The organism is Candidatus Aegiribacteria sp., from assembly GCA_021108005.1.
In the GTDB taxonomy this organism is placed as follows: Bacteria; Fermentibacterota; Fermentibacteria; order Fermentibacterales; family JCC-6; genus Aegiribacteria.
This window is the reverse complement of the sequence record JAIORS010000076.1, coordinates 52,448-74,728: the sequence shown is the minus strand read 5'-3', so window position 1 is coordinate 74,728 and position 22,281 is coordinate 52,448. Positions and strand designations below refer to the sequence as shown.

The window sequence follows — 22,281 nt, the reverse complement described above, 5'->3', positions numbered from 1 at the left end:
GAGAGAGAGACTGACTCTGCGTATATTTCCTTGCTGTGATCAGTTTCGATTTATACCATAGTGTACATCGTTATCAGGCAAGTACAGCTTCTTCATCAGAACCGCTATTGCACCGAGTGTTCCTATCGTCATGAGGATGGATTCCTCCGGGCCGAAAGCTCCCCAGGGTGGATGGGTGATTGGCCTGAAGATCGTGGGTAAAAGCGAATGACCACTAACGTTCCATCCGAAGACCATCCCGGTCGTAAGATTCCAGAGCCAGTGCAGCAATGTCGGGTAGATCAAACCCCCGGTTACCAGCCGCATGAACCCGAACAGGACTCCGGCCAGAAATATATTCGCTATGCCGGCAAACGAGGCATGGTCATTGCCCATGTGGAGCATGGTAAAAACCAGAGATGAAAGCAGCAGGCCAGTGTGCCTGTTTTTTTTGAAACTGAGTACATCCATCATGAAACCCCTGCAGACGATCTCTTCCGTTGCCGCGAGGAAAAGCAGTGCCGCTGCGAACAACAGCCATTTCATACCAGCACCCGCGTATTCAAGGCCAGTTGAAAAAGCGATGACGATGAAGGGAATGAAGAGTACCGCAGAGGCCGCTGCCGCAGTCCAGCCGTTTCTTCTTCCGGATATTCCGGTGATCTCAGGGACGAGTTTCCAAAAGGGGAACAGCACGATAACCGCAATAAAGCCAGCCACCGACATGTTCAGAATCCAGTTCTCTACAAAGCCGAGAACGCCTGAGATAAATCCCTGCAGTATCACCCAGAGGATAAAACCCGCCAGGGCTATTCCAAGCCTGAAGAAAGGTCTGGCCAGGGGAGAACAATGCTTCTCAAGAAAAGTAGCCTTGCCGTTCATGTTCATGGTGCTGCCGATCTGTATACTTCCATGGTTTCCCTTGCGGCCCTTTTCCATGAATAGCGCTCCGCCCGCTCCAGTCCCCTTTTTCTGAGTTCAATTCTCTTCTCCGGGAATTCTGCAAGAAGTTTCATTGACTCGCTGAGTTCTGACGTGTTCCGGGGGTCTACAAGAACAGCGGCGTCACCCGCGATTTCCGGTATGCAGGACAGATCCGAAGATATTACGGGACATCCGCTCCGCATTGCCTCAAGAACCGGCAGTCCGAAACCCTCATCAAGTGTGGGAAACACAAATGCGAGAGCAGAGGAATAAAGGTGTTTCAGGTCTTCCGAAGGAACATCCCGCAGGTATACTATCCCCCTCCCTTCCAGGAGATGACCGTAACGGTTTTTGAAATCCTCTATGTCCGGGGGGCGGCCCGACAGTACAAACGCGAGAAGGTTGTTCAATCTGATACTTTCAGGCAGTTCCAGGTAAGCGTCGATGATTCCGGGAATGTTCTTCCTGGGGTCAACCCTTCCTACGAACAGGTAGAATTGTTTTTCTTCAAGCCCGTATTGCCTGAGTATATCGGTGTTCCTGGTACGGGGATGAAATCCATTCGAAGCTGCCTCCGGTATCGGACTGATAGGGCAGCTGGATTCCGGGTAATATTGCCGGAGGCTTTTCTTTACATAACCGGAAGGTGTAATTACCGATCTGGCTTTTTCGAGTACATCAGGTGTTCGCTTCCGATAGAAACGCCTCAACCGGGAACCTTTGAATTCATCCAGAGTAAGCGGAAAAATATCATGCACAGTAGCAACGAACTTCCGGGGCAGAACCACAGCTCCGAACGGGTCCGTCAGATGTACGATATCCAGATTGCGGGAGGATAGCCGCCAAAGAATGCAGCTGAGAAATTTCGTGATACCGAAAAGCGCGTCCCCCAGCATGTTCCTGTGAGGAACAGCTTTGCGTACGGTGACATTCGGAAGGTTACCGAAAAGCTTCTGCAGTTTTCTCTTCTTTGAGTCGCTGAAGGTTGTCAGCAGTACAAAATCGTCATCGGGAAACTCTTCGGCGAGTCCAACCAGAAGTTCTCTGGTATAGGTCTTGATTCCCCCATGTCCAAGAATATTGGTGGCATCGAACCCGATATTCATGGCTGTTCTTCAGCTCGTCATTCCTGCAGAGGAACCGCTTTAATAATATCCATGAAACTCTCAGGCTTCAGGCTGGCCCCGCCCACAAGGGCTCCGTTGATCGATGGCTTTGCGAGTATCTCAGCAGCGTTGTCAGGTTTCACGCTGCCGCCATACTGTATCCTTGTATTATCAGCGAAATCGCGGCTGACTGTCGCGGCAACCCATTCCCTTATCAGTGAATGCATTCTATCGGCTTCGTCAGGTGTTGCCGTAAGACCGGTTCCTATTGCCCATACCGGTTCGTATGCAATCACAAAATTCTCAGGGGAAGCACAGTCAAGGCCTTCAATGGCAGATTCAACCTGTCTTCTTACGACTTCTTCAGTCTTACCAGTCTCCCTCTCCTCTATCAGTTCACCAACGCAGAGGATTCCGTGAAGTCCCGTCTCAAGACCGGCTTCGAGTTTTCTCCTGACGATTTCATCGGATTCGCCTATTACGTGTCTCCGCTCGCTGTGTCCGGCGATGAACCAGGAAGCGCCTGCATCTACAAGCATTGCAGGACTTATCTCTCCTGTGAACGCTCCCTTTTCGAGCCAGAAAACGTCCTGTCCTCCCGTTTCAATACCAGCGTCAGCTGCGGCATCCGCCATCATGGGAAGAAGAGTAAAGGGCGGGAAAAGGACAATATCCGAGGATACATGCTCGGATCCTAACCCCTTTATTTCCCTCAGGAACTCCAGACCGGTCAGTCTGAAACCGTTCATTTTCCAGTTTCCACCAATTATCTGTTTCATCTTGTACCACCTCTAAGCGCGGTAAGGGCAGGCAGTTTGTTACCCTGAAGAAGTTTCAAAGACGCACCGCCTCCCGTGGAAACGAAGGAGATTTTATTCAAAAGTCCAGACTCCACAACAGCCCTTACCGAATCTCCGCCACCTACAACCGTGATTGTGCCATCACCTGTTGCTTCAGCAAGAGCACTGGCAATTCCTATTGTACCTTTGTCAAATGGAGGAATTTCAAATACTCCCATTGGTCCGTTCCAGACAACCGTGCAGCTTTTTCTGATGATTTCTGTGAACTCGGCAACCGTCCCGGGTCCGATGTCCAACCCGGCCTTTTTATCAGGTATTGCGTCCGCTGGTACGACTTCAGCCAATTCAGGCCTGACAGTGGAGGGCGCGATGACTATGTCAACTGGAAGATGTATATCTACACCGTATTTCTCTGCATCATCAAGTATCTTTCGGGCCGCTCCAAGCCTGTCAAGCTCAAGAAGGCTTGTCCCTACATTCAACCCCATTTCCTTCATGAAGGTAAAGGCCATTCCACCACCTATCATCAGATGGTTCAGCCTGGGCAGAAGGTTTTCTATCACAGGGATTTTGTCGGAAACTTTAGCGCCACCCAGCAGAAGGGCAAAAGGTCTGGCAGGAAAAGAAAGCATTTTTTCGAAAACCTTCAATTCCTTCTGGACCAGGAGTCCGGCGTAGCCTCTTCCAAGAATCTCCGGCACTCCAACCATGGAAGCGTGGGATCTGTGGCTGGTACCGAATGCGTCGTTAACGTAAATATCCGCGTTCAAGCCCAGTTTGCGGGCAAAATCCATATCGCCCTTCTTCTCTTCCGGATGAAAGCGGAGATTCTCAAGCAGGAGGATATCGCCCGGATTCATTGACGCGGCGAGTGTATTCACCCTGGCTCCAATACAGTCGGGAGCGAACAGCACTTTTTTATCAAGGAGTTCGCTCAATCTGTCCGCTACGGGCGCAAGTGACAATTCAGGATTTTCTATCCCGTCGGGTCTGCCAAGGTGACTTGCGATTATAAGTGATGCCCCATGATCAAGAATGTACTTTACCGTTGGAAGAACAGCCTTTATTCTGGTATCGTCAGCTATTCTGCCATCCCGCAGGGGAACATTCAGGTCAGCTCTCAGAAAAACCTTTCTACCTTTTAATTCAGCATCTTCCAGCGCTGGATATTTCACAATCCGACCTTGATCATATAGCGCGAGAAATCCACCATTCGGGAAGCATAACCGAATTCGTTGTCGTACCACGACAGAATTTTCACCATTCTCGAACCCATTGTTCTGGTAACCAGTGAATCAAAAATTGAACTGTATGAATTGCCTATTATATCGCTGGATACAAGGGGTTCAATGGAATACTGCAGCACACCTTTAAGGCTGCCCTCCGAAGCCTCCAGCATTGCGCCGTTCACCGCTTCAACCGTTGCATCGCTTCTCAGTTCACATACAAGATCCACAAGTGATCCATCCTTTACGGGAACCCTTACCGCCATACCGTCGAGCTTTCCTTTCAGCTCAGGAATCACCAGACCTACAGCTGCAGCAGCGCCGGTGGTTGTTGGAATGATATTTACGGCTGCCGCCCTTGCCCGCCTGAAATCACTGTGAGGCAGGTCAAGTATTTTCTGGTCATTCGTGTAAGCATGAATAGTCGTCATGATTCCGTTGATAATACCGAATGTATCGTTCAGTACTAATGCAACCGGCGCCAGGCAGTTGGTTGTGCAACTGGCGGTTGATATCACTTCGTCCTTCTCAGGATTGTAAAGGGTATGATTCACACCGTAGACAACTGTAAGATCCGCTCCTGGTTTCCCCTTTGCGGGGGCGCTGAGAAGCACTTTCTTCGCGCCGGACTCGATATGCATCATCGCTTTTTCCCTCGTTCGGAAAAAGCCGGTGGCCTCGATGACTATTTCTACGCCGAGTTCCTTCCAGGGAAGCTTCGAAGGGTCAGGCTGGGAGAGTACAGTGAAGCTGTCACCTCCGGCGTGGATAACGTCTCCATCAACTTTCACATCGCCGGGAAACTGACCATGCACAGAATCGTATTTCAGCAAATGCGCCAGGGCTGCAGGGTCAGTAAGGTCATTCACAGCAACAATGTCGATATCGCTGTCGTTGAGTGTCTGCCTGTAGAAAAGCCTTCCGATTCTTCCGAATCCATTGATCGCGACTTTCACTGCCATTTCTTACCTCCGTTATCCGAAAAAGAGTTCTGCAGCTTCGTACTGCTCGATAGGTATAGTTTTAAGAGTTCCGACCGCTTCCTCGATATCCACTGCTACTATCTCCGTTCCCTGCAGAGCCACCATTTTACCGAATAAGCCCTGTTCCGCCATCTCAACTGCCTTTACTCCCAGTCTCGTTCCCAATACGCGGTCGAATGCGGTCGGGCTTCCGCCTCTTTGAACATGACCAAGAACAACATGCCTTGTTTCGAGATCGGTCCTGTCAGCGATTTCGTTTTTAAGTACTTCACCAATACCTATGCCTGTGCCGAGTTGCACATGGCCAAAGGAATCCTTCTCAGATGAGTGCATTACATGCCTTTGAAGCTTGGGGTCTATCGCCCCCTCTGCAACGGCAACAATTGCATACCTGTTTCCTTCGCTGTAACGCTTCTTAAGGATTTCACAGACCTCGTCGGTATCGAATTCCACCTCGGGAATGAGAATAACATGAGCGCCGCCGGCTATACCTCCATACAGAGCCATCCATCCCGCGTGACGTCCCATTATCTCCACAACGACAATCCTTTCATGGCTTCTCGCAGTTGTATGAAGCATATCGAGTGCTTTCATAACGTAGTTTATAGCGGTATCAAAACCAAAGGTAAAATCGGTAGCGTTCAGGTCGTTGTCGATTGTTTTGGGGACACCTATCACAGGAAGGCCTTCTGCATTCAGGCTGCCGGCGACTCCAAGGGTATCCTCACCGCCCATCGCTATAAGGCAGTCCAGCTTCGTGTTAATGAAAGTCTTTTTTATTCTTTCAAGACCGTTCTCGACTTTAAAGGGATTGGTCCTGGAGGAGAACAGTATTGTTCCGCCCTCCATGTGAATATCCCTGACTCTGTCAATATTGAGATCAACAGAATCGTTCTCAATGACGCCCTTCCAGCCTCTCAAGAAACCGGTTATCCTGTGATCGTTTTTCTTCCCTCTTATTGTTATGCCTCGAATTACAGCATTCAATCCTGGAGCGTCTCCCCCGCCGGTAAGTAAGCCTATATGCATGTTAACTCCTTTTCTCTCTATCGGAGAATTCTTCAGTTATTTTTTTCAAGCAGTTTCCCGGCGAGTCTTATCAATTCAGGAATCGAAAGTGATTGCCCACCGTCGGAAAGAGCCTTGTCCGGATCAGGATGAACCTCCAGCATAATACCGTCAGCACCTGCCGCTAATCCTGCAAGAGACAGTGGTTCAAGAAGATCCCTTCTTCCAGAAGCATGACACGGATCCACAATAACCGGATATCCGCCGAGCATTCTTGCAAGTGGAACAGCCGAAATATCCAATGTATTCCTTGTCCAGGGTTCAAAAGTCCTTATTCCCCTTTCACACAGGACAACTCTGTCATTACCTTCCTTTACGATATACTCCGCCGCCATAAGCCACTCTTCAATTGTGGCCATGAATCCCCTTTTCAGGAGAATGGGTTTTTCCGTTCTACCGAGAGCGGAGAGCAGTGGAAAATTGTGCATATTCCTGGCTCCAACCTGGATCATATCGATGTGCTTCTCAGCGGATTCTATCTGACTAATTGCCAGGACTTCACTGACCACCGGAATGTTGAATTCACGGCTCACCAGAGAAAGCATCTCGAATCCTTCAACGCCCAGACCCTGAAATGAGTAGGGAGATGTTCTGGGTTTGAACGAACCGCCTCGCAATATGGAAACACCCGCTTCTACCGCAGCTGCCGCAATTTCCCTGAGCATTTCGATATTTTCCACCGAACACGGACCGGCGATGAGGATAGAGGCTTTCCCGCCTATATGGACATTACCTATTTCTACGGATCTTATGTCCATTATTGCCTCTTCCCAAGTTCGCTGATGATGAATCTGATAATATCTCTAATTGAACTGTCCGATATGGGACCGGCGTTATGCCCCATGGCGTTATCCACCTGGTCATCAACCCATGTCGGATCGAAACCTCCTCCGATTTCGTTCATGAGTGCCGCTCTATGGTTTATGAGCCTTACCAGTTCCACATCGGAACGAAGTAGCTCACCTCGGAAATCTGGAACGAGCTCTCTGGTTCCCACAGCCTTTCTGTCAATTTTGCCGTTGGCGGTTCTGGGTAACCCGTGAACGAAATTAATAAGCCTGGGAATCTTGTACTCATCGAGGTACTGCCTGAGAAATGCTCTCATCCCGGCAACTGTAAGCTCCGTTCCGGGCCTGACTACGATATAGGCGGATGGCATCTCGCCTCTTGTGGGATGATCTCTACCTACGACACAGGCGTCTATTATTGAAGGATGCTTCAGAATAGCCAGTTCGAGCTCAAGGGGATAAACCTTCAGGCCGGCTGCTTTTATCAGCCCTCCCCGGCGCCCAAGAAAGATCAATCTTCCGTTCTCCGATTTAAACATATCCCCCGTTCTATACCATCCATCAAGGAAAGCTTCTTCCGTCTGCGGCCTGTCCCCGAGATACCTGTTGACAACTCCTGGACCTGAAATCCACAATTCACCACTACCCTCTTCATCCATCCTGTTGCCGGACAGATCACGCAGTTCTACCTCGTAACCATCTACGACCGATGTGAATCCCTGTATACCGCTCTTTCCAACAAGACCTACTCCGGCGGTTTCAGTGCTTCCCCATACAGGTACGAGTTCTACACCGGTTATCTCGGTATAATTCACCGCGAATTCTTCTGAGACGAACATACCTCCGGCTTCCGAGATTCTCACGGATGAAAGATCAGTATCAATTCGATTCCACATATGCGACAGGCTTATGAGCTGCGTTGGTAGAGCCATGATTGCGGTAACACCCTTTTTTGAGATCAGATGGAGCAAATCTCTGGGGTATCTGTGCTCGGTGAGGACCGTCCTGCCTCCAAGATACAATCCCCTCATAAAGAGCTCGTGTGGATGACCATAGACGCCAAATATGGACAGGTTCACATCATCACAGGTTAAACCCATGGTTGCAGTAACGCCTTCTGTGTTCGCCAGGAGCTGATCGTGAGTCGTAGGCGCTATCTTTGCCTGGCCTGTGGATGCCGATGTAACGTTAAGATAAAATTCCTCGCCGCCATTCAGAAACGGAACTTCAAGAGGTATTCCGGTGCCCTGATAGATATCATCGTCGAGTGAAAGGGTTATCTCATCAGGCTGGGAACAGTACTCAATATTATCCGCAGTCAGAACCAGGCGGTCCGACCACCTGCTGAAAACCCGCATCCTTTCCTGAGCGGGCCAATCCGGATTCATTGAAACGAATTTCGCCCCCAGCATGGAAATCGCAGTGAAGGTACATGGGAGAAAAGAAGAACAGTCGGATACAACTCCCACAACAAAACCCTGTCGGACTCCTGCTTTCTGCAGGAGAGACGCTATATGACAGGATACCCGCCACCAGGCGGCAAAACTCAATTCCCGCCGGTCGTCTATAAGAGCGATTTTGCCAGGTGTGTCTACTGCTCGTTTCTCAAGCAGTTCGTGAACCGTCCCCGGCATTTATTCCTGTTTCTCTCCGCATTCCTGGCAGAATTTGGATCCTGCCGGGATGTCTGCGCCGCATTTGGAACATACCTTCCCGCCGCCGATCTTCGCACCACACTCGGGACAGAATTTCGTTCCAGGAGGAACAACACTACCGCATTCGGGACATGTCAAGCCAAGGGGTTTACCGCACTCGGGACAGAATTTACCCGGAACAACGTTCTTTCCGCACGAGGGGCATACAACCAGTGCAGCGGCACCGGAATTACCAGAACCGTTTGAGCCCTGGCCGCCTCCCGACATAGTCTGACCCATCATATTGGCCATTGTCATTCCCATTCCCAGTCCGGCACCCATACCGACTCCTGCGCCGGCGGCTCCGCCGCCGCTTTCGTTCTTTGCGGCATCGCCCATGGCGGTGGCTGTCTTGAAACGCATGTACTGATTCATATCGCCAAGCGCAGCCATTGCGCTGCGTTCATCTATTCTTTCCTGAACTTCCTCAGGAGGCGTGATAGCCTGAACGTAGAAATCAACCAGCTGTATTCCGTATTTCCCAAAATCGTCGCCAAGCCTGGACTTAGCCAGTGTACCTATCTCATCGTAGTATTGCGCAAGATCGAATATGCTTTCAATGGTTTCACCAAGAAGGTCGGCAAGCCTTGATATTATCATGCCCTTAAGAAAACCCTCTATCTCATCGGTTGAGAATCTTCCCTCTGTTCCGACTATCTTGTTGATGAAGAGCTGGCTCTGGTCAACTTTCATTGAAAAGCTGCCAAAGGCTCTCAACCTTACAATCGAGAGTTCCTTGTCCCTGAATATTATCGGCTCCTTGGTTCCCCATTTCATATTGGTGAAGGTCTTCTTGTTAATGTAGAAAACCGTTGCCCTGAAGGGGGAATCCTTACCCTCAAAGAGAGTACTGACAATACCTGTCAGCAGGGGGATATTCTCGGTTGTTATCGTATGCCTTCCCGGACCGAAGGTATCCATTGCCTTTCCATCCCGGAAGAATACGGCATCCTGGCTTTCTCTGACTACAACCTGGGTTCCAATGCGGAACTCACCTGAACCACTCTGTGGAATCCTGTGGACAATTTCTTTCCCACTCTCATCCATCCACTCTACAATCTCAAGTTTCTTGAACATGATCCGTTAACCTTCCTTCGATCTAGTCTATCGGTTTATTTTTTTCAAGATCAATCATGAGTTCACTGCGCCCGGACATTTTGCTGCTGAATTCGACGAGTATAGCGACCATTTTGTCAATGGGTTCCTTCATATCGGAACCGGCCGCGGCTGCTGCCTGCAAAACCTTCAACGCTTCTTCAAGCTCTTCAATGTTCTCTACAAGCCCGACATCAAATGCGTAGAGCTTGTCCAATTCATCCTCACGGACTTTGTGCATGTCGAACCAGCCCCTGTAACCCCTTGAGGCAAAACGGATTTCGTCAGTTACCTTTTCAAGATTTTTCAAGATTCTGTCAAAATCGGTAATCGATTTCAGTGCCGAAGGCCCCCTGAGACTCGCCGGGATCTCGTTGGTTTCGGTTCTAAGCCTCTCAAGCCTGCTTACGAGACCGGTTCTGAAAAGCTGATCGTTATCTCTCCGTTCTTCCTTACTCTTGTAACCTTTGTAACCCGGAATAAGGCGCATAGCCTTCTCCAGAAAACCCAGATTTCTTCCCTCACTCATAATCCTGTCCTTTCTCTGAAATTATCTGTACACACAAAATCACACTATAACTATAACACTAATCGATCGTGTCAATCAGGTCACCTGCCGTTTACCGATCGTATATTGGACAGATGTCCGGCGTGTGTTCCGGCAAAAAGGTGTCTTCCAGTTCCATCGTCCCTGCTTACAAAAAACAGATATCCCTCAATCGTATCCGGTTGGAACGAAGCGTTTATCGAAGGAAGTCCGGGTGAGCAGATTGGACCGGGAGGTAAACCTTCATAAAGGTACGTGTTGTATGGATCGTCTGTCTCAAGGTCACGGTACAGGAGGGTTTCCTTAACCTCGCCAAGAGCATACTGCACTGTGGCACAGCTTTCGAGCTTCATTCCGCGCCTGATTCTCAAAAGGAATACTCCCGCGATGAGAACCCTCTCGGAATCTACTCTTGCTTCCCGCTCAACGATGGAAGCTAGTATCATGGTTTCATGCAGGCTGAGGCCTGTTACCTGCAAAAATCCATCCGTATCTTCAGGCCATCTGCCTTTCCCTGTATCTACTATCCTGCCCAGTATCTCCCGCGATTCAAGGGTATCAGCGAATTCGTAGGTTTCAGGAAAAAGGTATCCTTCGAGTGACTGTACACCGCTTTCTGCCAGAAAGGAAGAATCCGTCGAAAGGCTGTCAAATACACTCATCTCTCTCCCCGTGCTCTCCGAAATAACTTCGAGGGACTGCTCGAGAGTCAGGCCCGGAGCAAGCGTTATCCATCTGGTTTTCGCAGGTATCACTTCTCCGCGGGCAAATATCCCCAGTATGGAGTCAGGAGACATCGAATCATCAAGCCTGTAAATCCCTGCCTGGAGCGATGGCGAACCTTCCATGCGGGAATAGCGCCAGAGCAGATAGAACCTGGAACGGACAAGCCCGGAATCTGAAAGGACCTGTGAGATCCTTCTTCCTCCCCAACCCTTCTCCACAGTGAACACGCACTCCCTTCCGGTGCATGGAGGCTGGCTGCTCCATACGAAAAAGACAATTACTGAAATGACAGAAATCAGTATCGAGACTGCTATTATCAAAACCTTACGCTTCATGGCATTCCCAGGTAACGTTTAAGAATAATCATTGCGGCAAGAGAGTCCTTTCTACCGTCCCGTCGACGATTCGTCCCGGTTTCTTCCACCGTCTCAGCGGTTGAACCGGTTTCTCTGACAAGTTCCACGATGAATCCACTGTTCCGAAGGTATTCAGCCAGCTTCTCCACCTCGCGAGATAATTCCGTATGTTTCCCCTCGGCAGTCAGCGGAAGCCCCAGGATTACTGTGCCGGCCGCGTTTTCATCCTGAATATGTTTCAATCTCGACGATATGCCATTCCATGAAGTTTCGGATAGCGGATCGAGAGGTATAACAACACCGGAAAGGCAAATGGCAAACCCGGTTCTCTTCCTGCCGTAATCAACGGCTATTTCATTCATTTTAGAAATCCCTCTTCACAAGACTTCGATATCCTATTCTGATAAAGACATAAGCAACAATCAGAGTCAATACGGTCAGAAATATAAGAACAATATTCAGCGACCCTGCAAGAGCCCGCACCGGCATAGCAACGGTAAATGATCTCCGCATTATCAACCCCAGTACCATTATGAATATGAGAACATATCCCATTGAAACGAAGGCTGCTATTATCCCGCCCTGTCCGCTGGCGATGTTCGCCGCGCTTCCTTTTTCGAATCTTGGAAATACCGCACCCAACCCTACATTGATACTTACAAGAGCGATACACATGAGAATCAGCGATACTGTAGACATGGACACCAGTATCCATCCCGCGTCTATTCGCAGTGTAGACCAGATCCCTACACCCACAATGAATGGTGCAATAAAAATAAAGGACTCAACCCATTTTATGCTGAGAAGCAATTTCCTGCCACGCGAGAGTTGCAGAATATAACTCAGGCCGGGACCCTCAAGGCTTATGGACGGAAATGTAAACCTGACAAGAAGTGTGGCTGTAACAAAGCACGAAAAGGAAAAATTAAGGTATACAACAATCATACGCCAGAATTTTGGGCCGATATCCGTGGGAAACCGATCCAGGTTCAGAGCGTAAACAAGAAACAGACCGGCAAGGAGGAAGAGTTGACTCCATTGCACCGGATCTCTCATGAAAAGAAGAATATCCTTGTGCAGCATGGTTCTGAGACGTCCACCGGACCTAAGAAAATACCGGCTGCTTCTGCTGCTGCCTGATGAGGATGAAACCGCTGAATATTTTTTTCTAAATCCCGGGCATATCATGACCAATGAAAGGGTAAGGGCAAGCGCTGCCTCGATAAGGAGAATTCCTATATACTTCAGCGCTTCAGACCATGCTTGTCTGTCAATCAGTGAGATAACATTTCCGAAAACTGTGTGGGGCCAGAATTCTCCACCGGCAACAGGAAGCTCCGACACGAACCTCTGTACGGCATCCAGAGCGGAATTCTCTCTGGCAATCATGCTTTCCGGACCGGAATTTTTCAGTATTGCGAATATCCCCACAGCAACCAGCAACCCCAGAACAGTGGATGTTCTCCATATGCGTCCGTTTTGACGACTGAATCTGATCGCGACACCAAGAAGAATCGACCCGAATGACAGCCATATGATGATGAGAAAAGGAAACAGCAGAATCGAAATAAAGGTCGCGGATGTGTTGATTTTGAGAGAAATGCAAAAAGCGGTTACTATTGGAATTCCCAGCAGGACAGTCGCCCAGCCCGCGTTGAACCAGCTTTCCAATACGCGAATATAAGCTGTCAGCCTGTCCTTTATCGGCATTGTAAGCAGAAACGAGGTCTCCCACGATCTGTAGACAACGGAAACTCCGCTGATGAAAGATGATATCCCTATGAAAACTCCCAGGGACATGAAGGTCATTGCCATAAGCCTCCTGGCGAGGGCTATTCCAAAACCGGTGAACATCTCCTCGAGGTTGTATATGTAGGTGAAAAGAAAACGGAAAATCAGAAAAATGCCACACACAAGAATAGTAAGGGTTATTCCACCCGCGATCAGCTTCAGCTTATTGTTCCGCCATTCGGAAACCATTGCGCCTTTAAGACTGGCGATCTTTATACGAACGAGAAGCCTGGTTTTTGAACCCATGCTAAAAGATAAAAGCTGAAACCTGCATTTCATAGTCCCTGCCGGATTGGATGGACACATCATCTCTGTCGGAATAGATTACGTTTATTCGGAAGGAGTCATATGAAATGCCCCAACTGCGGAGCACAGATGGGAAAATTCGAGGGTGAGATCTACACATGCGAATACTGCAGATCAACTTATCATACCAGAGAATTCGATCCTGACTGGAAAAACGATCAGGATACCCCCGATATCAGGGAGATTCACCACTACCATCATCAGGAAGCCCCGGATAAACTATCCGTTGGTATGGGGTGCCTCTGCTTCTTCTTCTTTCCTCTGGGCTGGATAATCTACTTCCTTTACAAGGACTCCTCCCCCCGAAAAGCCAGGACAGCAATGATAATAGCGGCTGTAATGACCGTATTTCTGCTGATCGGAATAGCATCCGGAGACTGAACTCATAAATAGGGACGGAGGGTATTTTATACATAGAACGCAAATAATTGGGGCTTATCGACTTGCCGAGTGTGATATTATTTGCTAATTTCGAATAAAAAGCCTCCGTCCCTATTTATCAGAGGCTTGTATCCGGGCCTATTCCGTTAAGGAATGCTACGAGAAGTTCGATAGCACATTCAACATCATGCCTGTTAATGACCGCTACCGGGCTGTGACCGTACCTTGTGGGAATTGACAGACACGTGGAATGAGCTCCAGGACTGAATTTCTGCATACTTGATGTATCGGTGCCTCCGCGAACAAGGATCTCCATCTGATAATCTATCCCGTTATCCTCAGCCAGCTTCCTCATATACTCCACAAGCGATGTTGAACAAATTACACTGGAATCCATCTGTTTGATGGTCACACCTTTTCCAAGCTCTGCGGTCTTCATTCTTGCGGGAAATCCAGGTGTATCTCCCGAGCCGGTGATGTCCACGGCTATACCTATGTCAGGATTAATTGACTGGGCGGCAACTGTGGAACCACGGAGCCCCACCTCTTCCTGCGCTGTGCCTACGGCGTAAACATCGATCGAGGGATTATCGTACCTCTTCATCGCTTCGATGATAATGAACGCTCCAACCCTGTCGTCGAACGCCTTCGCGACGAAACATTCACCCAGTTCGTGAAAATCGGTATCCATTGAAACCCAGTCGCCGCAGCTGACCATCTCCTTAACGTCATCGCGGGAAAGCCCAAAATCAAGGTACAGTTTGTCGTATTTGGGAGATGTTTCACGCAATTTCTGCGTTGATTCCCACCTTCTGTGCATTACGGCCGGTAGTATTTCACTGTTCCTTGTGTGCACCCTGACGGTATGACCAAGGATATTTGCGGGATCCCATCCCCCGACGGGAACCACCGAAGCGAATCCACGATCATCGATGTTATGGACCAGAAAACCGATCTCATCAATATGCCCGGCCAGCATGACCCTTAGCCTTGAATCACCCTGGGTACCGGACTTGAATGCAATAATATTCTTCATGGCATCGCTTGAAAAGCTGTCCGCATAGCCTTCAAGAGCTTTACGGAACAGGGATACAATATTGTCCTCGTGGCCTGAGATACCGTCAGCTTCGCAGAGTAATTTAAGAAGATCCATCAGATAAACATCCTTTCAAACAATTTTCAGCAGTATTATCTTGAAACGGTTCATTCGGCTTGAATCCAGGTGAATCCAGCGGCGTCCATCCATTTTGTGGATGACTGTCCGGCGAAATCTATATCATCAATAACGCTGTTTGCGGCATCGGGGGGTGAAAAGCCATTCTCAAGCATTTGGTTGAAATAGAATATCTCTATCATGCCGCTTGCCCCCCAGTCCACACTTCGCGAGTATCCGGAAACCACAAAATCCTGTGGCCACCCGCTTCTGGATGATACTATGGCTTCAGGCATTCTGCCGGACATGATCTCGCAACAGCTGAAATGTATCATTGCCAGGTTGCTGCAGGGTCTTAAAGCATCGATGAACTCCCTTGAAGAGATGGTTCCCGATGCCAGTTCCATACCCGAAGTAGATCCATGGGAAGCGATTACCAGGTAAACGTCTCCGGGAAGACCCGATGATTCAAGGCAGAAAGCCGCAAGGTCGTCCACATCATGAACGAATCTGTGCCTTACATTCACTCCTGATACCCTCGCGAACCATGCTTCCAGCATTTCACCGAAGGAGTATTCCTGCTCGGAAAGGGACGACTGCCATTCGGATTCGAGAATTACAAGCCAGTTGGACGGAGGTATCCCTGCGCCGGCCCTGTAACCTTCCCATTCGTACCACTGGCCTCCCCCGTCCGGTCGCCACATACCTGCAAAGCTCATGGTGTCACCTGACAGTTCGAACCAGCCTTCACCGGAGGCAGAAGGCTCGCTGTAAGTAAAAACAAGCTTCCCGTCCTCGCTGACCTCACCCTCGATGCTGGAGTACGATTCGTACGTATAATGTCCGCTAACATGGGAATTCTCCTGCTGAAGGTACATCGTTCCATACGTTGTTTCCCAGGTTCCCGAAAAATCCGATATTTCATAAGCCTCGAGGTTTGCTGCGGCAAACAGAAACAAAACAGTAAATGCGGTCATAACGTATTTCATTCCAGTACCGCCCTTATTCTTCTTACACCGCTTGAGGAGCTTTTCTCCTTCACTATCCTGAACCTGCCCAGTTCCCCTGTCCTGCCGGCGTGGGGACCTCCGCATATCTCAATTGAGAAATCCCCTATCCTGTAAACCTTCACCATATCACCGTACCTGTTTCTGAACAGGCCGATGGCACCCATTTCAAGCGCGGTTTCAAGTTGAGTCTCCTCACAGATAACAGGCAGGTCGGCCTCTATTATTTCGTTGACCCTGTTTTCAACCAGAGCGATTTCTTCGTTCGTCATTTTATCGGGATGACTGAAATCGAAACGCAGCCTTTTCTCGGTTATATTGCTTCCCTTCTGTTCCACATGATCACCCAGGATTTCCCTCAGAGCCTGATGTAGAAGATGAGTCGTGGTATGAAGCCTTGTTACCATTTCGCTGTTATCGGAAAGACCTCCCTTGAATTTTTCCTCTCCTCCCTGTCTGGAAAGCTCTCTATGCTTGTCGAAGGCCTTTCTGTAACCTTCCATGTCAACTGTCATATCGTTCTCCGCAGCCAATTCAGCCGTGAATTCAACAGGGAAGCCAAACGTATCGTACAGCCTGAAAGCGATTCTTCCGGGGATGGTTCTCGCGGGATTCCTCATCAGATTCGGAAGGAGCTTCTCGAATTCGCGAAGGCCGGATTGAAGTGTCTTCTCGAATCTTGACTCCTCGAGGGATAATTCATCAAGAATGAATTTCCGGTTTCGCGATAATTCCTCATGAACCGGTGATTCTACATCGATGACGATCTCTGCAAGCCTCGAAGAAAATGGATCGTCTATACCCAGTTTCCTTCCATGCCTCACAGCAAGGCGAATAAGCCTTCTGAGTACGTACCCTCTGTCAAGATTCGAGGGTGGAATACCCTGGTCATCCCCCAGAATATGTGTGGCTGTCCTGATATGGTCGGATATGATCCTGAGGGATCTTAGTGCCTGGTCATCAGGCTCAGAACCGAGCCCTGAAAGTTTTTTCAGAAATCCGAAGAGAGGCTGGAACTGGGGTATATCGTAAATTGTCTCGTGGCCGTTCATCATCGCGACTGTCCTGGCTACCCCCATTCCAGTATCAACATTTTTCTGTTCAAGGGGAACGTACCGTCCGTCGGCGGTTCTGAGGTATTCCATAAAAACATCGTTCCATATCTCAAAGTATTTTCCGCAGCCACAGCCCGGTTTGCAGTCGGGACCGCAGGGTGGTTTTCCGGTGTCGATGAATATCTCGGTATCGGGCCCGCAGGGGCCTGTATTTCCCGTGGGTCCCCACCAGTTGTCGTCCCTTCCCAGAAAGTAAATCCGTTCCACGGGAATCCCGACTTCCTCCCAGATCGATGCAGCCTCCTCGTCCGGGGGTACTTGTTCGTCCCCGGCAAATACAGTTACGTGAAGCTGCTCAGGCTTGAAACCCAGCCACGAGCCGGATGTAAGAAACTCGAAACTCCAGGTGATGCATTCGCGCTTGAAATAGTCTCCAAGGGACCAGTTTCCCAGCATCTCGAAAAAAGTCAGATGGGATGCGTCTCCCACCTCTTCGATGTCCCCTGTGCGAATGCACTTCTGAACATCAACGAGTCTTCTTCCCGCAGGATGCTTCTCTCCCAGCAGGTACGGAACAAGGGGCTGCATTCCCGCCGGGGTATACAGTATGGTGGAATCCTCCTGTGGAATGAGTGAAGCCCCCTGGATAACGGAGTGACCTTTCCCGATGAAAAAGTCAAAATAGAGTCGTCTTAGTTCTTCTGAGGTCATTGCTATCCTTCTAAGTCAGATATCTTTCTGATATATCCTGTAAGTTCTATACTGCTGCGCGCAAAGGTCTTTCTCGAGTATTCTTCTCATGGACACGTTATCTTCCAGTATCCAGGAAAGCTCTCCTCTTCCCATTCCTTTCTTAATGCTGGATTCTATTACTCTATCTATCAGCAGGGCTTCAAGGCCCCGTCCGCGGTAAGCCTTTCTCACTCCCAGCAGAAGCACCCTTACCTGGTTGATCCGTGTTCGGAACAGCGGAGCTTTCAGCGCCATGACTGCCCTGATCAGGCCGCCACCAGCTCGTATGAATGCCTGGTTCGCATCGGGGATGGAAACAGCAAAAGCTACCGGTTCTCCATCGATCTCCACTATCGGGGCAAGCTGGGGGAGCATGATCATCTTGAGTTCGTCCGCCATCATATCCATTTCCCGCTGGGTCATTGGAACAAATCCCCAGTTATCCTCCCAGCATTCATTATAGATATCCATTATCACGGGAACCTCTTTATGAATATGTACAACGGAAATATTCCTTATCACCGCGTTGGTTCTTTTCCTTACAAGCCCCGCTACCCGTGCTATCCGGGAATAGTCCGAAATACCTGAATCAAGGTAATAGGCGTAAAGATCCTTTAATTTCTGATAGCCTGTTCTCTCAATCATATCCGCGTACCAGGGCGGATTGTAGGTCATCATTATCAGCGGAGGGGAATCGAACCCCTTGATCATCAGTCCGCATTCCTCATTCGTTGAGAAATTCATAGGCCCCCGTACTTTATCCATGCCGGCTCCGCGCAGTTTTTCTTCCGCAGTGTGTAGAAGAAGGCTGAAAAGTTCTTCATCCTTCTCTCCCTCCAGGAATCCAAAGAATCCTGTTTTTTCATTATGGTATTCATTGTGTGCATGATTTACGATGGATACGATCCGGCCAACTGCCCTGCCTTCCCTGTTCCTGGCCAGAAGCGCAGTCACATCGCCATGGCCGTGGAAAGGGTGCTTCTTCCTGTTGAAAAGCTCCTTCTGGAAATATCTCACCGGAGGTACCCAATTCGGATCGTTACTGTACAACCCGAAAGGAAGGTCTATGAATTCGCGAAGCAGCCGGCTGCCGCTTACCTCCTCGATTGAAAAAGACATCGAACCTCCAGGATCAAATTAAATCGAGTTCTTTGCCGCACTTTTCGAAAATATCCAGCGCTCTGTCTATCATATCATCAGTATGGGTAGCCATATAGCTGGTTCGCAGCATTTCGCCCCCGCTGGCAACCGCGGGACTGATAACAGGATTGGCAAAGACCCCTTCCTGGAAAAGTCTCTTCCAGAATAGAAGCGTTTGATACTCGTCTCCCACAATTATCGGAATGATCGGCGTTTCGGAATTACCAACATTAAATCCCAATGATGCCAGTCCCTGTCTGGCCCTCTCGGCAGCCTTGTGAGAGTTGGCAATAAGTTCCGGTTCCTGCTCCAGAACATCGAGCGCTGCAATAACAGTCGCTACAGCTGCGGGTGGAAGGCTTGCTGAGAATATCATAGTCCTGGCGGTATGTTTGATATAGTCCATTACCCTGGCGGGTCCCGCCGCGAAACCCCCAACACATGCGAATGATTTGCTGAATGTACCTACCAGTAAATCCACATCATCATGACATCCAAAATGTTCAGCGGTTCCTCTGCCCGCTGCCCCCATGGCACCTACTCCATGTGCATCGTCGACCATGAGCCTTACACCGAATTCCCTGCTGATCTCGACCAGTCCGGGAATATTGGCAAGGTCTCCCTCCATGCTGAAAACGCCATCGGTGACAATCACACCAGGATGTTCCCTGTTATTCTCAAGCAGATACTTTAGATGCTCGTGATCGTTATGTCTGTATTTCAGAACTCTGCCGAAGCTCATTCTTGAACCATCAATTATCGATGCGTGATCCAGTCTGTCCAGATATATGATGTCGTTACGGCCCGCAATAGTTGAAATGACCCCCAGGTTGGACTGGAACCCTGTACTGAAAGTGATAACCATTTCCTTGTTAAGAAACTGTGCCATTCTTTCCTCAAGCTCGATATGGAGATCAAGGGTTCCGTTTAAAAACCGGCTTCCGGTACAGCCGGTGCCGTATTTATCAATGGCTTCCTTCGCCTTCTCCATGACCCTTGGATGATCGGTGAGACCCAGATAATTGTTCGAACCCAGCATGATTATACTGTGACCTTCGATCTCCATTTCTGCCCCGACATGCCCGCTCAGTGGTACGAAGTATGGATAGAGACCCGATTTAACTACCTTATCAAGTCTTTCGTAATCGTAGCATTTCTGAAATACATCGTTGGGCAGGTTATTCATATTACACCTTGTCATTGGTTGAATCAATATGTAGCATTGCAAAGAAAATTAATCAGTATACCCTCAAAAGTCAACGGATTCCGGCAAATATGAATAAGACTATCATTACCGGCGCTTCAGGTTTCCTCGGAAGCCATATTATAAAGACAATGCTGGACAGGGGCATCCCTGTCCACGCCCTTCTCAGAAAATCCTCATCGCTGAAAAATCTGCCTGATGAATGCGAATTCGCGCGAGTAGACTTTATGAATCCGGATTCGATGGCTGAGGCAGTCTCCGATGCTGATGTGATTGTACACGCAGCCGGCGCGACCAGCGCCGCGAGCCAGGAGGAATTCGACAGAGCGAATGCCCTTGTAACGAAAAATCTGCTGACCGCCAGAGAAAGGTATGCACCGAACGCCCTCTTCATCTTCGTTTCCAGCCAGGCCGCATCGGGACCGACAGGAAGAGCACCGGTGACCGATTACGGAAGAAGCAAACTTCTGGGCGAATTCGCCGTCAGGGATACGGACAACTGGGTGATATTACGTCCCCCTGCCATTTTCGGACCCGGCGATCCAGCTTCCACACCTGTGATGAAGCTTGCTCTCAAAGGCATTTTCGTATCCCCCTGGATCAATGGCAAAGGGTTTTGCCTGGTTTACGCCAGGGACCTGGCGAGACTGATAGCAGACCTTCCCTATTATCCTGATACTGTTGGAAAGACACTCGAACCATCCTACGGAGAACTCTTTTCATGGAAGGATTTTCATAGAATCCTGGAGAAAGCTGCCGCCAGAAAAATACTTCATATCAGAATTCCTCCATTTCTGGTGTACACCGCTGGATTCATGTCGGAAGCCCTGGCATCCTTAACCAGAAGAATTCCGTTCTTCTGCAGGGACAAATGCAGGGAACTTCTGGCATCGGAATGGCCTGTTGAGGATGGGCTGTCGCGCAGTGTCACAGGATGGGAACCGATTCTCCCTGTTGAGGAAGCCATGAAAGAAACGTTCCAGCACATACGCGAAGGAATCTGAACTCAGGAAGTTACCTGTAGACAGAAAGCCTGTTATCCCTGAGATGTTCACAGAGATGCTGAAGTTTTTCCTGTTCAATCAGAACCCTGGGAGCAGCTTGATCAAACCTTTCATCGAGAAGCATTTGCGGTACCGGCTTCAGTCGCTCCATCCTTCTGCAGCAGTAGTATATACCGTGAGCAGAAGAGAGAAGCAGCATAAGAACAAGAATCCACGTAGCCGTTTTCCTCGCGCGGACAGTGAAAGGCGGATTCTTCGCCGCAATCATCAAAACGACAATTGAGATCCATAGCAGGGAAGAGAACGGTATATAGCGGAGAGCCAGTGCCTGCTCGGCACCGAATCCCGATCTTCCAGATCCTGCAAGCAGTCCCGAAAAGATGGAAATGCACCCGAGAGCGCCCCAGAATCTCCAGTTATCACCTCCGGATCTCCATATTCTGGATACAAGCAGCGCAAGCATAATTATTCCTGATAATCCTATAAGTCCGGCAATATATATCCCGACCGCCGGCACCCTGTGCGCATAGGAAAGAAGGGGCGAGCCAACAAAGACTATCGCGTAGAATACGATCCGCGGAATATCATCAATCATGATCGTCCGGGAAGTTTCGAACATGGACCCCAGATAAAGGGAAACAACCGCTGCAGCTGCGGCAAACCATACGGCAGCTGCAATCCATGAGCGTTTTGATCGAAATGGCAGCAAAATCAGCAGACCCGATGGCCAGACCGCCAGACCGGCTCCGAATGAGAATGACGCGGCGAAACCGAAGATAACAGCAGGAATCAGAAGTATCAGACGGTTCTGTGATCTTTCAAACAGCATCATTGCGGATACAGTGAAGAACAGGGCGAGGGAAACCTGCAGCTGCCATCCCCACATATAGGCTTCAGCACGGTTTGGAGCAAGGGCCAGCAGCGAAGTAAGGGCAAGGGGTATCCAGATATTTCGATTACATTCACGTGATTCGCGAACGACCTTTATCGCAATCAGAACAGCTCCCGATATAAGAAGCAGCGAAGAAAGCAGTGACTCAAGCTGAATACGCCATCCGGAAGCTCTGCCCATCAGGAGCATCAGCAGCCTGGGCAGGAACATCCTGTGCTCACCGTAGGGATGCCATATCTCACTTGCAGGCAGTCTGCCGTCGCACCATGAAGACATCGCCGGCACCAGGTCCCACTGATCGTGAACTGGAACGTCAACCTGGAA

The 22,281-nt window shown here is 49.4% G+C and carries 21 protein-coding genes; 2 read left to right on the top strand and 19 right to left on the bottom strand.

The window, feature by feature from the left end:
- Positions 1-39: 39 nt before the first annotated feature.
- From K8S15_04875 to K8S15_04815, 13 genes are all read right to left on the bottom strand, one after another.
- Entirely contained in the window at positions 40-918 is an 879-nt protein-coding gene (locus tag K8S15_04875) for a CPBP family intramembrane metalloprotease (protein ID MCD4775370.1), read from the bottom strand.
- Entirely contained in the window at positions 864-2,009 is a 1,146-nt protein-coding gene (locus tag K8S15_04870; GenBank protein ID MCD4775369.1) for a glycosyltransferase family 4 protein, read from the bottom strand. The genes K8S15_04875 and K8S15_04870 overlap by 55 nt, the downstream gene beginning before the upstream one ends.
- A gap of 17 nt (positions 2,010-2,026) precedes the next feature.
- Positions 2,027-2,788 (bottom strand): triose-phosphate isomerase, encoded by a 762-nt coding sequence (gene tpiA / locus K8S15_04865; protein MCD4775368.1) that lies wholly within the window; start codon positions 2,786-2,788, stop codon positions 2,027-2,029.
- Positions 2,785-3,984 carry a phosphoglycerate kinase gene (locus K8S15_04860; GenBank protein ID MCD4775367.1) on the bottom strand — a complete coding sequence of 400 codons (1,200 nt, stop codon included), beginning with the start codon at positions 3,982-3,984 and terminating at the stop codon, positions 2,785-2,787. Before K8S15_04860 ends, tpiA begins: the two co-directional genes overlap by 4 nt.
- Positions 3,981-4,997, bottom strand: coding sequence for a type I glyceraldehyde-3-phosphate dehydrogenase (gene gap / locus K8S15_04855; GenBank protein MCD4775366.1), 1,017 nt, complete (start codon positions 4,995-4,997; stop codon positions 3,981-3,983). Before gap ends, K8S15_04860 begins: the two co-directional genes overlap by 4 nt.
- Before the next feature lie 12 nt (positions 4,998-5,009).
- A complete protein-coding gene (locus tag K8S15_04850) occupies positions 5,010-6,047 on the bottom strand; it encodes an ATP-dependent 6-phosphofructokinase (protein ID MCD4775365.1) in 1,038 nt (345 codons plus the stop codon).
- A 32-nt stretch (positions 6,048-6,079) separates the two neighbouring features.
- Complete coding sequence (gene aroF / locus K8S15_04845; protein MCD4775364.1) at positions 6,080-6,844, bottom strand: 3-deoxy-7-phosphoheptulonate synthase; 765 nt, start codon at positions 6,842-6,844, stop codon at positions 6,080-6,082.
- A complete protein-coding gene (locus tag K8S15_04840) occupies positions 6,844-8,508 on the bottom strand; it encodes an AMP-binding protein (GenBank protein ID MCD4775363.1) in 1,665 nt (554 codons plus the stop codon). Before K8S15_04840 ends, aroF begins: the two co-directional genes overlap by 1 nt.
- Positions 8,509-9,645 carry an SPFH domain-containing protein gene (locus K8S15_04835; GenBank protein ID MCD4775362.1) on the bottom strand — a complete coding sequence of 379 codons (1,137 nt, stop codon included), beginning with the start codon at positions 9,643-9,645 and terminating at the stop codon, positions 8,509-8,511.
- Positions 9,646-9,667: 22 nt separating this feature from the next.
- Positions 9,668-10,192, bottom strand: a complete 525-nt coding sequence (locus tag K8S15_04830) for a hypothetical protein (protein MCD4775361.1) — start codon at positions 10,190-10,192, stop codon at positions 9,668-9,670.
- Between the two features lie 80 nt (positions 10,193-10,272).
- Positions 10,273-11,271: an endolytic transglycosylase MltG gene (mltG, locus tag K8S15_04825; protein ID MCD4775360.1), complete on the bottom strand. Its 999-nt coding sequence runs from the start codon at positions 11,269-11,271 to the stop codon at positions 10,273-10,275.
- Positions 11,268-11,654: a RuvX/YqgF family protein gene (locus K8S15_04820; protein MCD4775359.1), complete on the bottom strand. Its 387-nt coding sequence runs from the start codon at positions 11,652-11,654 to the stop codon at positions 11,268-11,270. The genes mltG and K8S15_04820 overlap by 4 nt, the downstream gene beginning before the upstream one ends.
- 1 nt (position 11,655) lies before the next feature.
- A complete protein-coding gene (locus K8S15_04815) occupies positions 11,656-13,362 on the bottom strand; it encodes a hypothetical protein (GenBank protein ID MCD4775358.1) in 1,707 nt (568 codons plus the stop codon).
- Between the two features lie 69 nt (positions 13,363-13,431).
- On the opposite strand from K8S15_04815, the gene K8S15_04810 reads away from it, so the two are divergent.
- Positions 13,432-13,770, top strand: a complete 339-nt coding sequence (locus K8S15_04810) for a hypothetical protein (GenBank protein ID MCD4775357.1) — start codon at positions 13,432-13,434, stop codon at positions 13,768-13,770.
- 118 nt (positions 13,771-13,888) lie between these two features.
- On the opposite strand, the gene K8S15_04805 is transcribed toward K8S15_04810, so the two are convergent.
- Genes K8S15_04805 through K8S15_04785 form a run of 5 tightly spaced genes read right to left on the bottom strand, consistent with a single transcriptional unit; the run spans position 13,889 to position 20,043 of the window.
- Positions 13,889-14,923, bottom strand: coding sequence for a M42 family peptidase (locus K8S15_04805; GenBank protein MCD4775356.1), 1,035 nt, complete (start codon positions 14,921-14,923; stop codon positions 13,889-13,891).
- Positions 14,924-14,973: 50 nt separating this feature from the next.
- On the bottom strand, positions 14,974-15,912 hold the full coding sequence (locus K8S15_04800) for a hypothetical protein (GenBank protein MCD4775355.1): 939 nt from the start codon (positions 15,910-15,912) through the stop codon (positions 14,974-14,976).
- Positions 15,909-17,696, bottom strand: coding sequence for an alanine--tRNA ligase (locus K8S15_04795; protein MCD4775354.1), 1,788 nt, complete (start codon positions 17,694-17,696; stop codon positions 15,909-15,911). The genes K8S15_04800 and K8S15_04795 overlap by 4 nt, the downstream gene beginning before the upstream one ends.
- Positions 17,697-17,711: 15 nt before the next feature.
- On the bottom strand, positions 17,712-18,836 hold the full coding sequence (locus tag K8S15_04790) for an N-acetyltransferase (protein MCD4775353.1): 1,125 nt from the start codon (positions 18,834-18,836) through the stop codon (positions 17,712-17,714).
- 13 nt (positions 18,837-18,849) lie between these two features.
- Entirely contained in the window at positions 18,850-20,043 is a 1,194-nt protein-coding gene (locus K8S15_04785; protein MCD4775352.1) for a pyridoxal phosphate-dependent aminotransferase family protein, read from the bottom strand.
- Between the two features lie 89 nt (positions 20,044-20,132).
- On the opposite strand from K8S15_04785, the gene K8S15_04780 reads away from it, so the two are divergent.
- Positions 20,133-21,065 carry an NAD-dependent epimerase/dehydratase family protein gene (locus K8S15_04780; GenBank protein MCD4775351.1) on the top strand — a complete coding sequence of 311 codons (933 nt, stop codon included), beginning with the start codon at positions 20,133-20,135 and terminating at the stop codon, positions 21,063-21,065.
- A gap of 10 nt (positions 21,066-21,075) precedes the next feature.
- On the opposite strand, the gene K8S15_04775 is transcribed toward K8S15_04780, so the two are convergent.
- Positions 21,076-22,242, bottom strand: coding sequence for a hypothetical protein (locus tag K8S15_04775; protein MCD4775350.1), 1,167 nt, complete (start codon positions 22,240-22,242; stop codon positions 21,076-21,078).
- Positions 22,243-22,281: the final 39 nt, after the last annotated feature.

Bases quoted from the DNA above. Each gene is read 5' to 3' on its own strand.
- K8S15_04875 (MCD4775370.1), bottom strand. From the start codon at position 918: ATGGAAAAGGGCCGCAAGGGAAACCATGGAAGTATACAGATCGGCAGC.
- K8S15_04870 (MCD4775369.1), bottom strand. From the start codon at position 2,009: ATGAATATCGGGTTCGATGCCACCAATATTCTTGGACATGGGGGAATC.
- tpiA (MCD4775368.1), bottom strand. From the start codon at position 2,788: ATGAAACAGATAATTGGTGGAAACTGGAAAATGAACGGTTTCAGACTG.
- gap (MCD4775366.1), bottom strand. From the start codon at position 4,997: ATGGCAGTGAAAGTCGCGATCAATGGATTCGGAAGAATCGGAAGGCTT.
- K8S15_04850 (MCD4775365.1), bottom strand. From the start codon at position 6,047: ATGCATATAGGCTTACTTACCGGCGGGGGAGACGCTCCAGGATTGAAT.
- aroF (MCD4775364.1), bottom strand. From the start codon at position 6,844: ATGGACATAAGATCCGTAGAAATAGGTAATGTCCATATAGGCGGGAAA.
- K8S15_04840 (MCD4775363.1), bottom strand. From the start codon at position 8,508: ATGCCGGGGACGGTTCACGAACTGCTTGAGAAACGAGCAGTAGACACA.
- K8S15_04835 (MCD4775362.1), bottom strand. From the start codon at position 9,645: ATGTTCAAGAAACTTGAGATTGTAGAGTGGATGGATGAGAGTGGGAAA.
- K8S15_04830 (MCD4775361.1), bottom strand. From the start codon at position 10,192: ATGAGTGAGGGAAGAAATCTGGGTTTTCTGGAGAAGGCTATGCGCCTT.
- mltG (MCD4775360.1), bottom strand. From the start codon at position 11,271: ATGAAGCGTAAGGTTTTGATAATAGCAGTCTCGATACTGATTTCTGTC.
- K8S15_04820 (MCD4775359.1), bottom strand. From the start codon at position 11,654: ATGAATGAAATAGCCGTTGATTACGGCAGGAAGAGAACCGGGTTTGCC.
- K8S15_04815 (MCD4775358.1), bottom strand. From the start codon at position 13,362: ATGAAATGCAGGTTTCAGCTTTTATCTTTTAGCATGGGTTCAAAAACC.
- K8S15_04810 (MCD4775357.1), top strand. From the start codon at position 13,432: ATGAAATGCCCCAACTGCGGAGCACAGATGGGAAAATTCGAGGGTGAG.
- K8S15_04805 (MCD4775356.1), bottom strand. From the start codon at position 14,923: ATGGATCTTCTTAAATTACTCTGCGAAGCTGACGGTATCTCAGGCCAC.
- K8S15_04800 (MCD4775355.1), bottom strand. From the start codon at position 15,912: ATGAAATACGTTATGACCGCATTTACTGTTTTGTTTCTGTTTGCCGCA.
- K8S15_04795 (MCD4775354.1), bottom strand. From the start codon at position 17,696: ATGACCTCAGAAGAACTAAGACGACTCTATTTTGACTTTTTCATCGGG.
- K8S15_04790 (MCD4775353.1), bottom strand. From the start codon at position 18,836: ATGTCTTTTTCAATCGAGGAGGTAAGCGGCAGCCGGCTGCTTCGCGAA.
- K8S15_04785 (MCD4775352.1), bottom strand. From the start codon at position 20,043: ATGAATAACCTGCCCAACGATGTATTTCAGAAATGCTACGATTACGAA.
- K8S15_04780 (MCD4775351.1), top strand. From the start codon at position 20,133: ATGAATAAGACTATCATTACCGGCGCTTCAGGTTTCCTCGGAAGCCAT.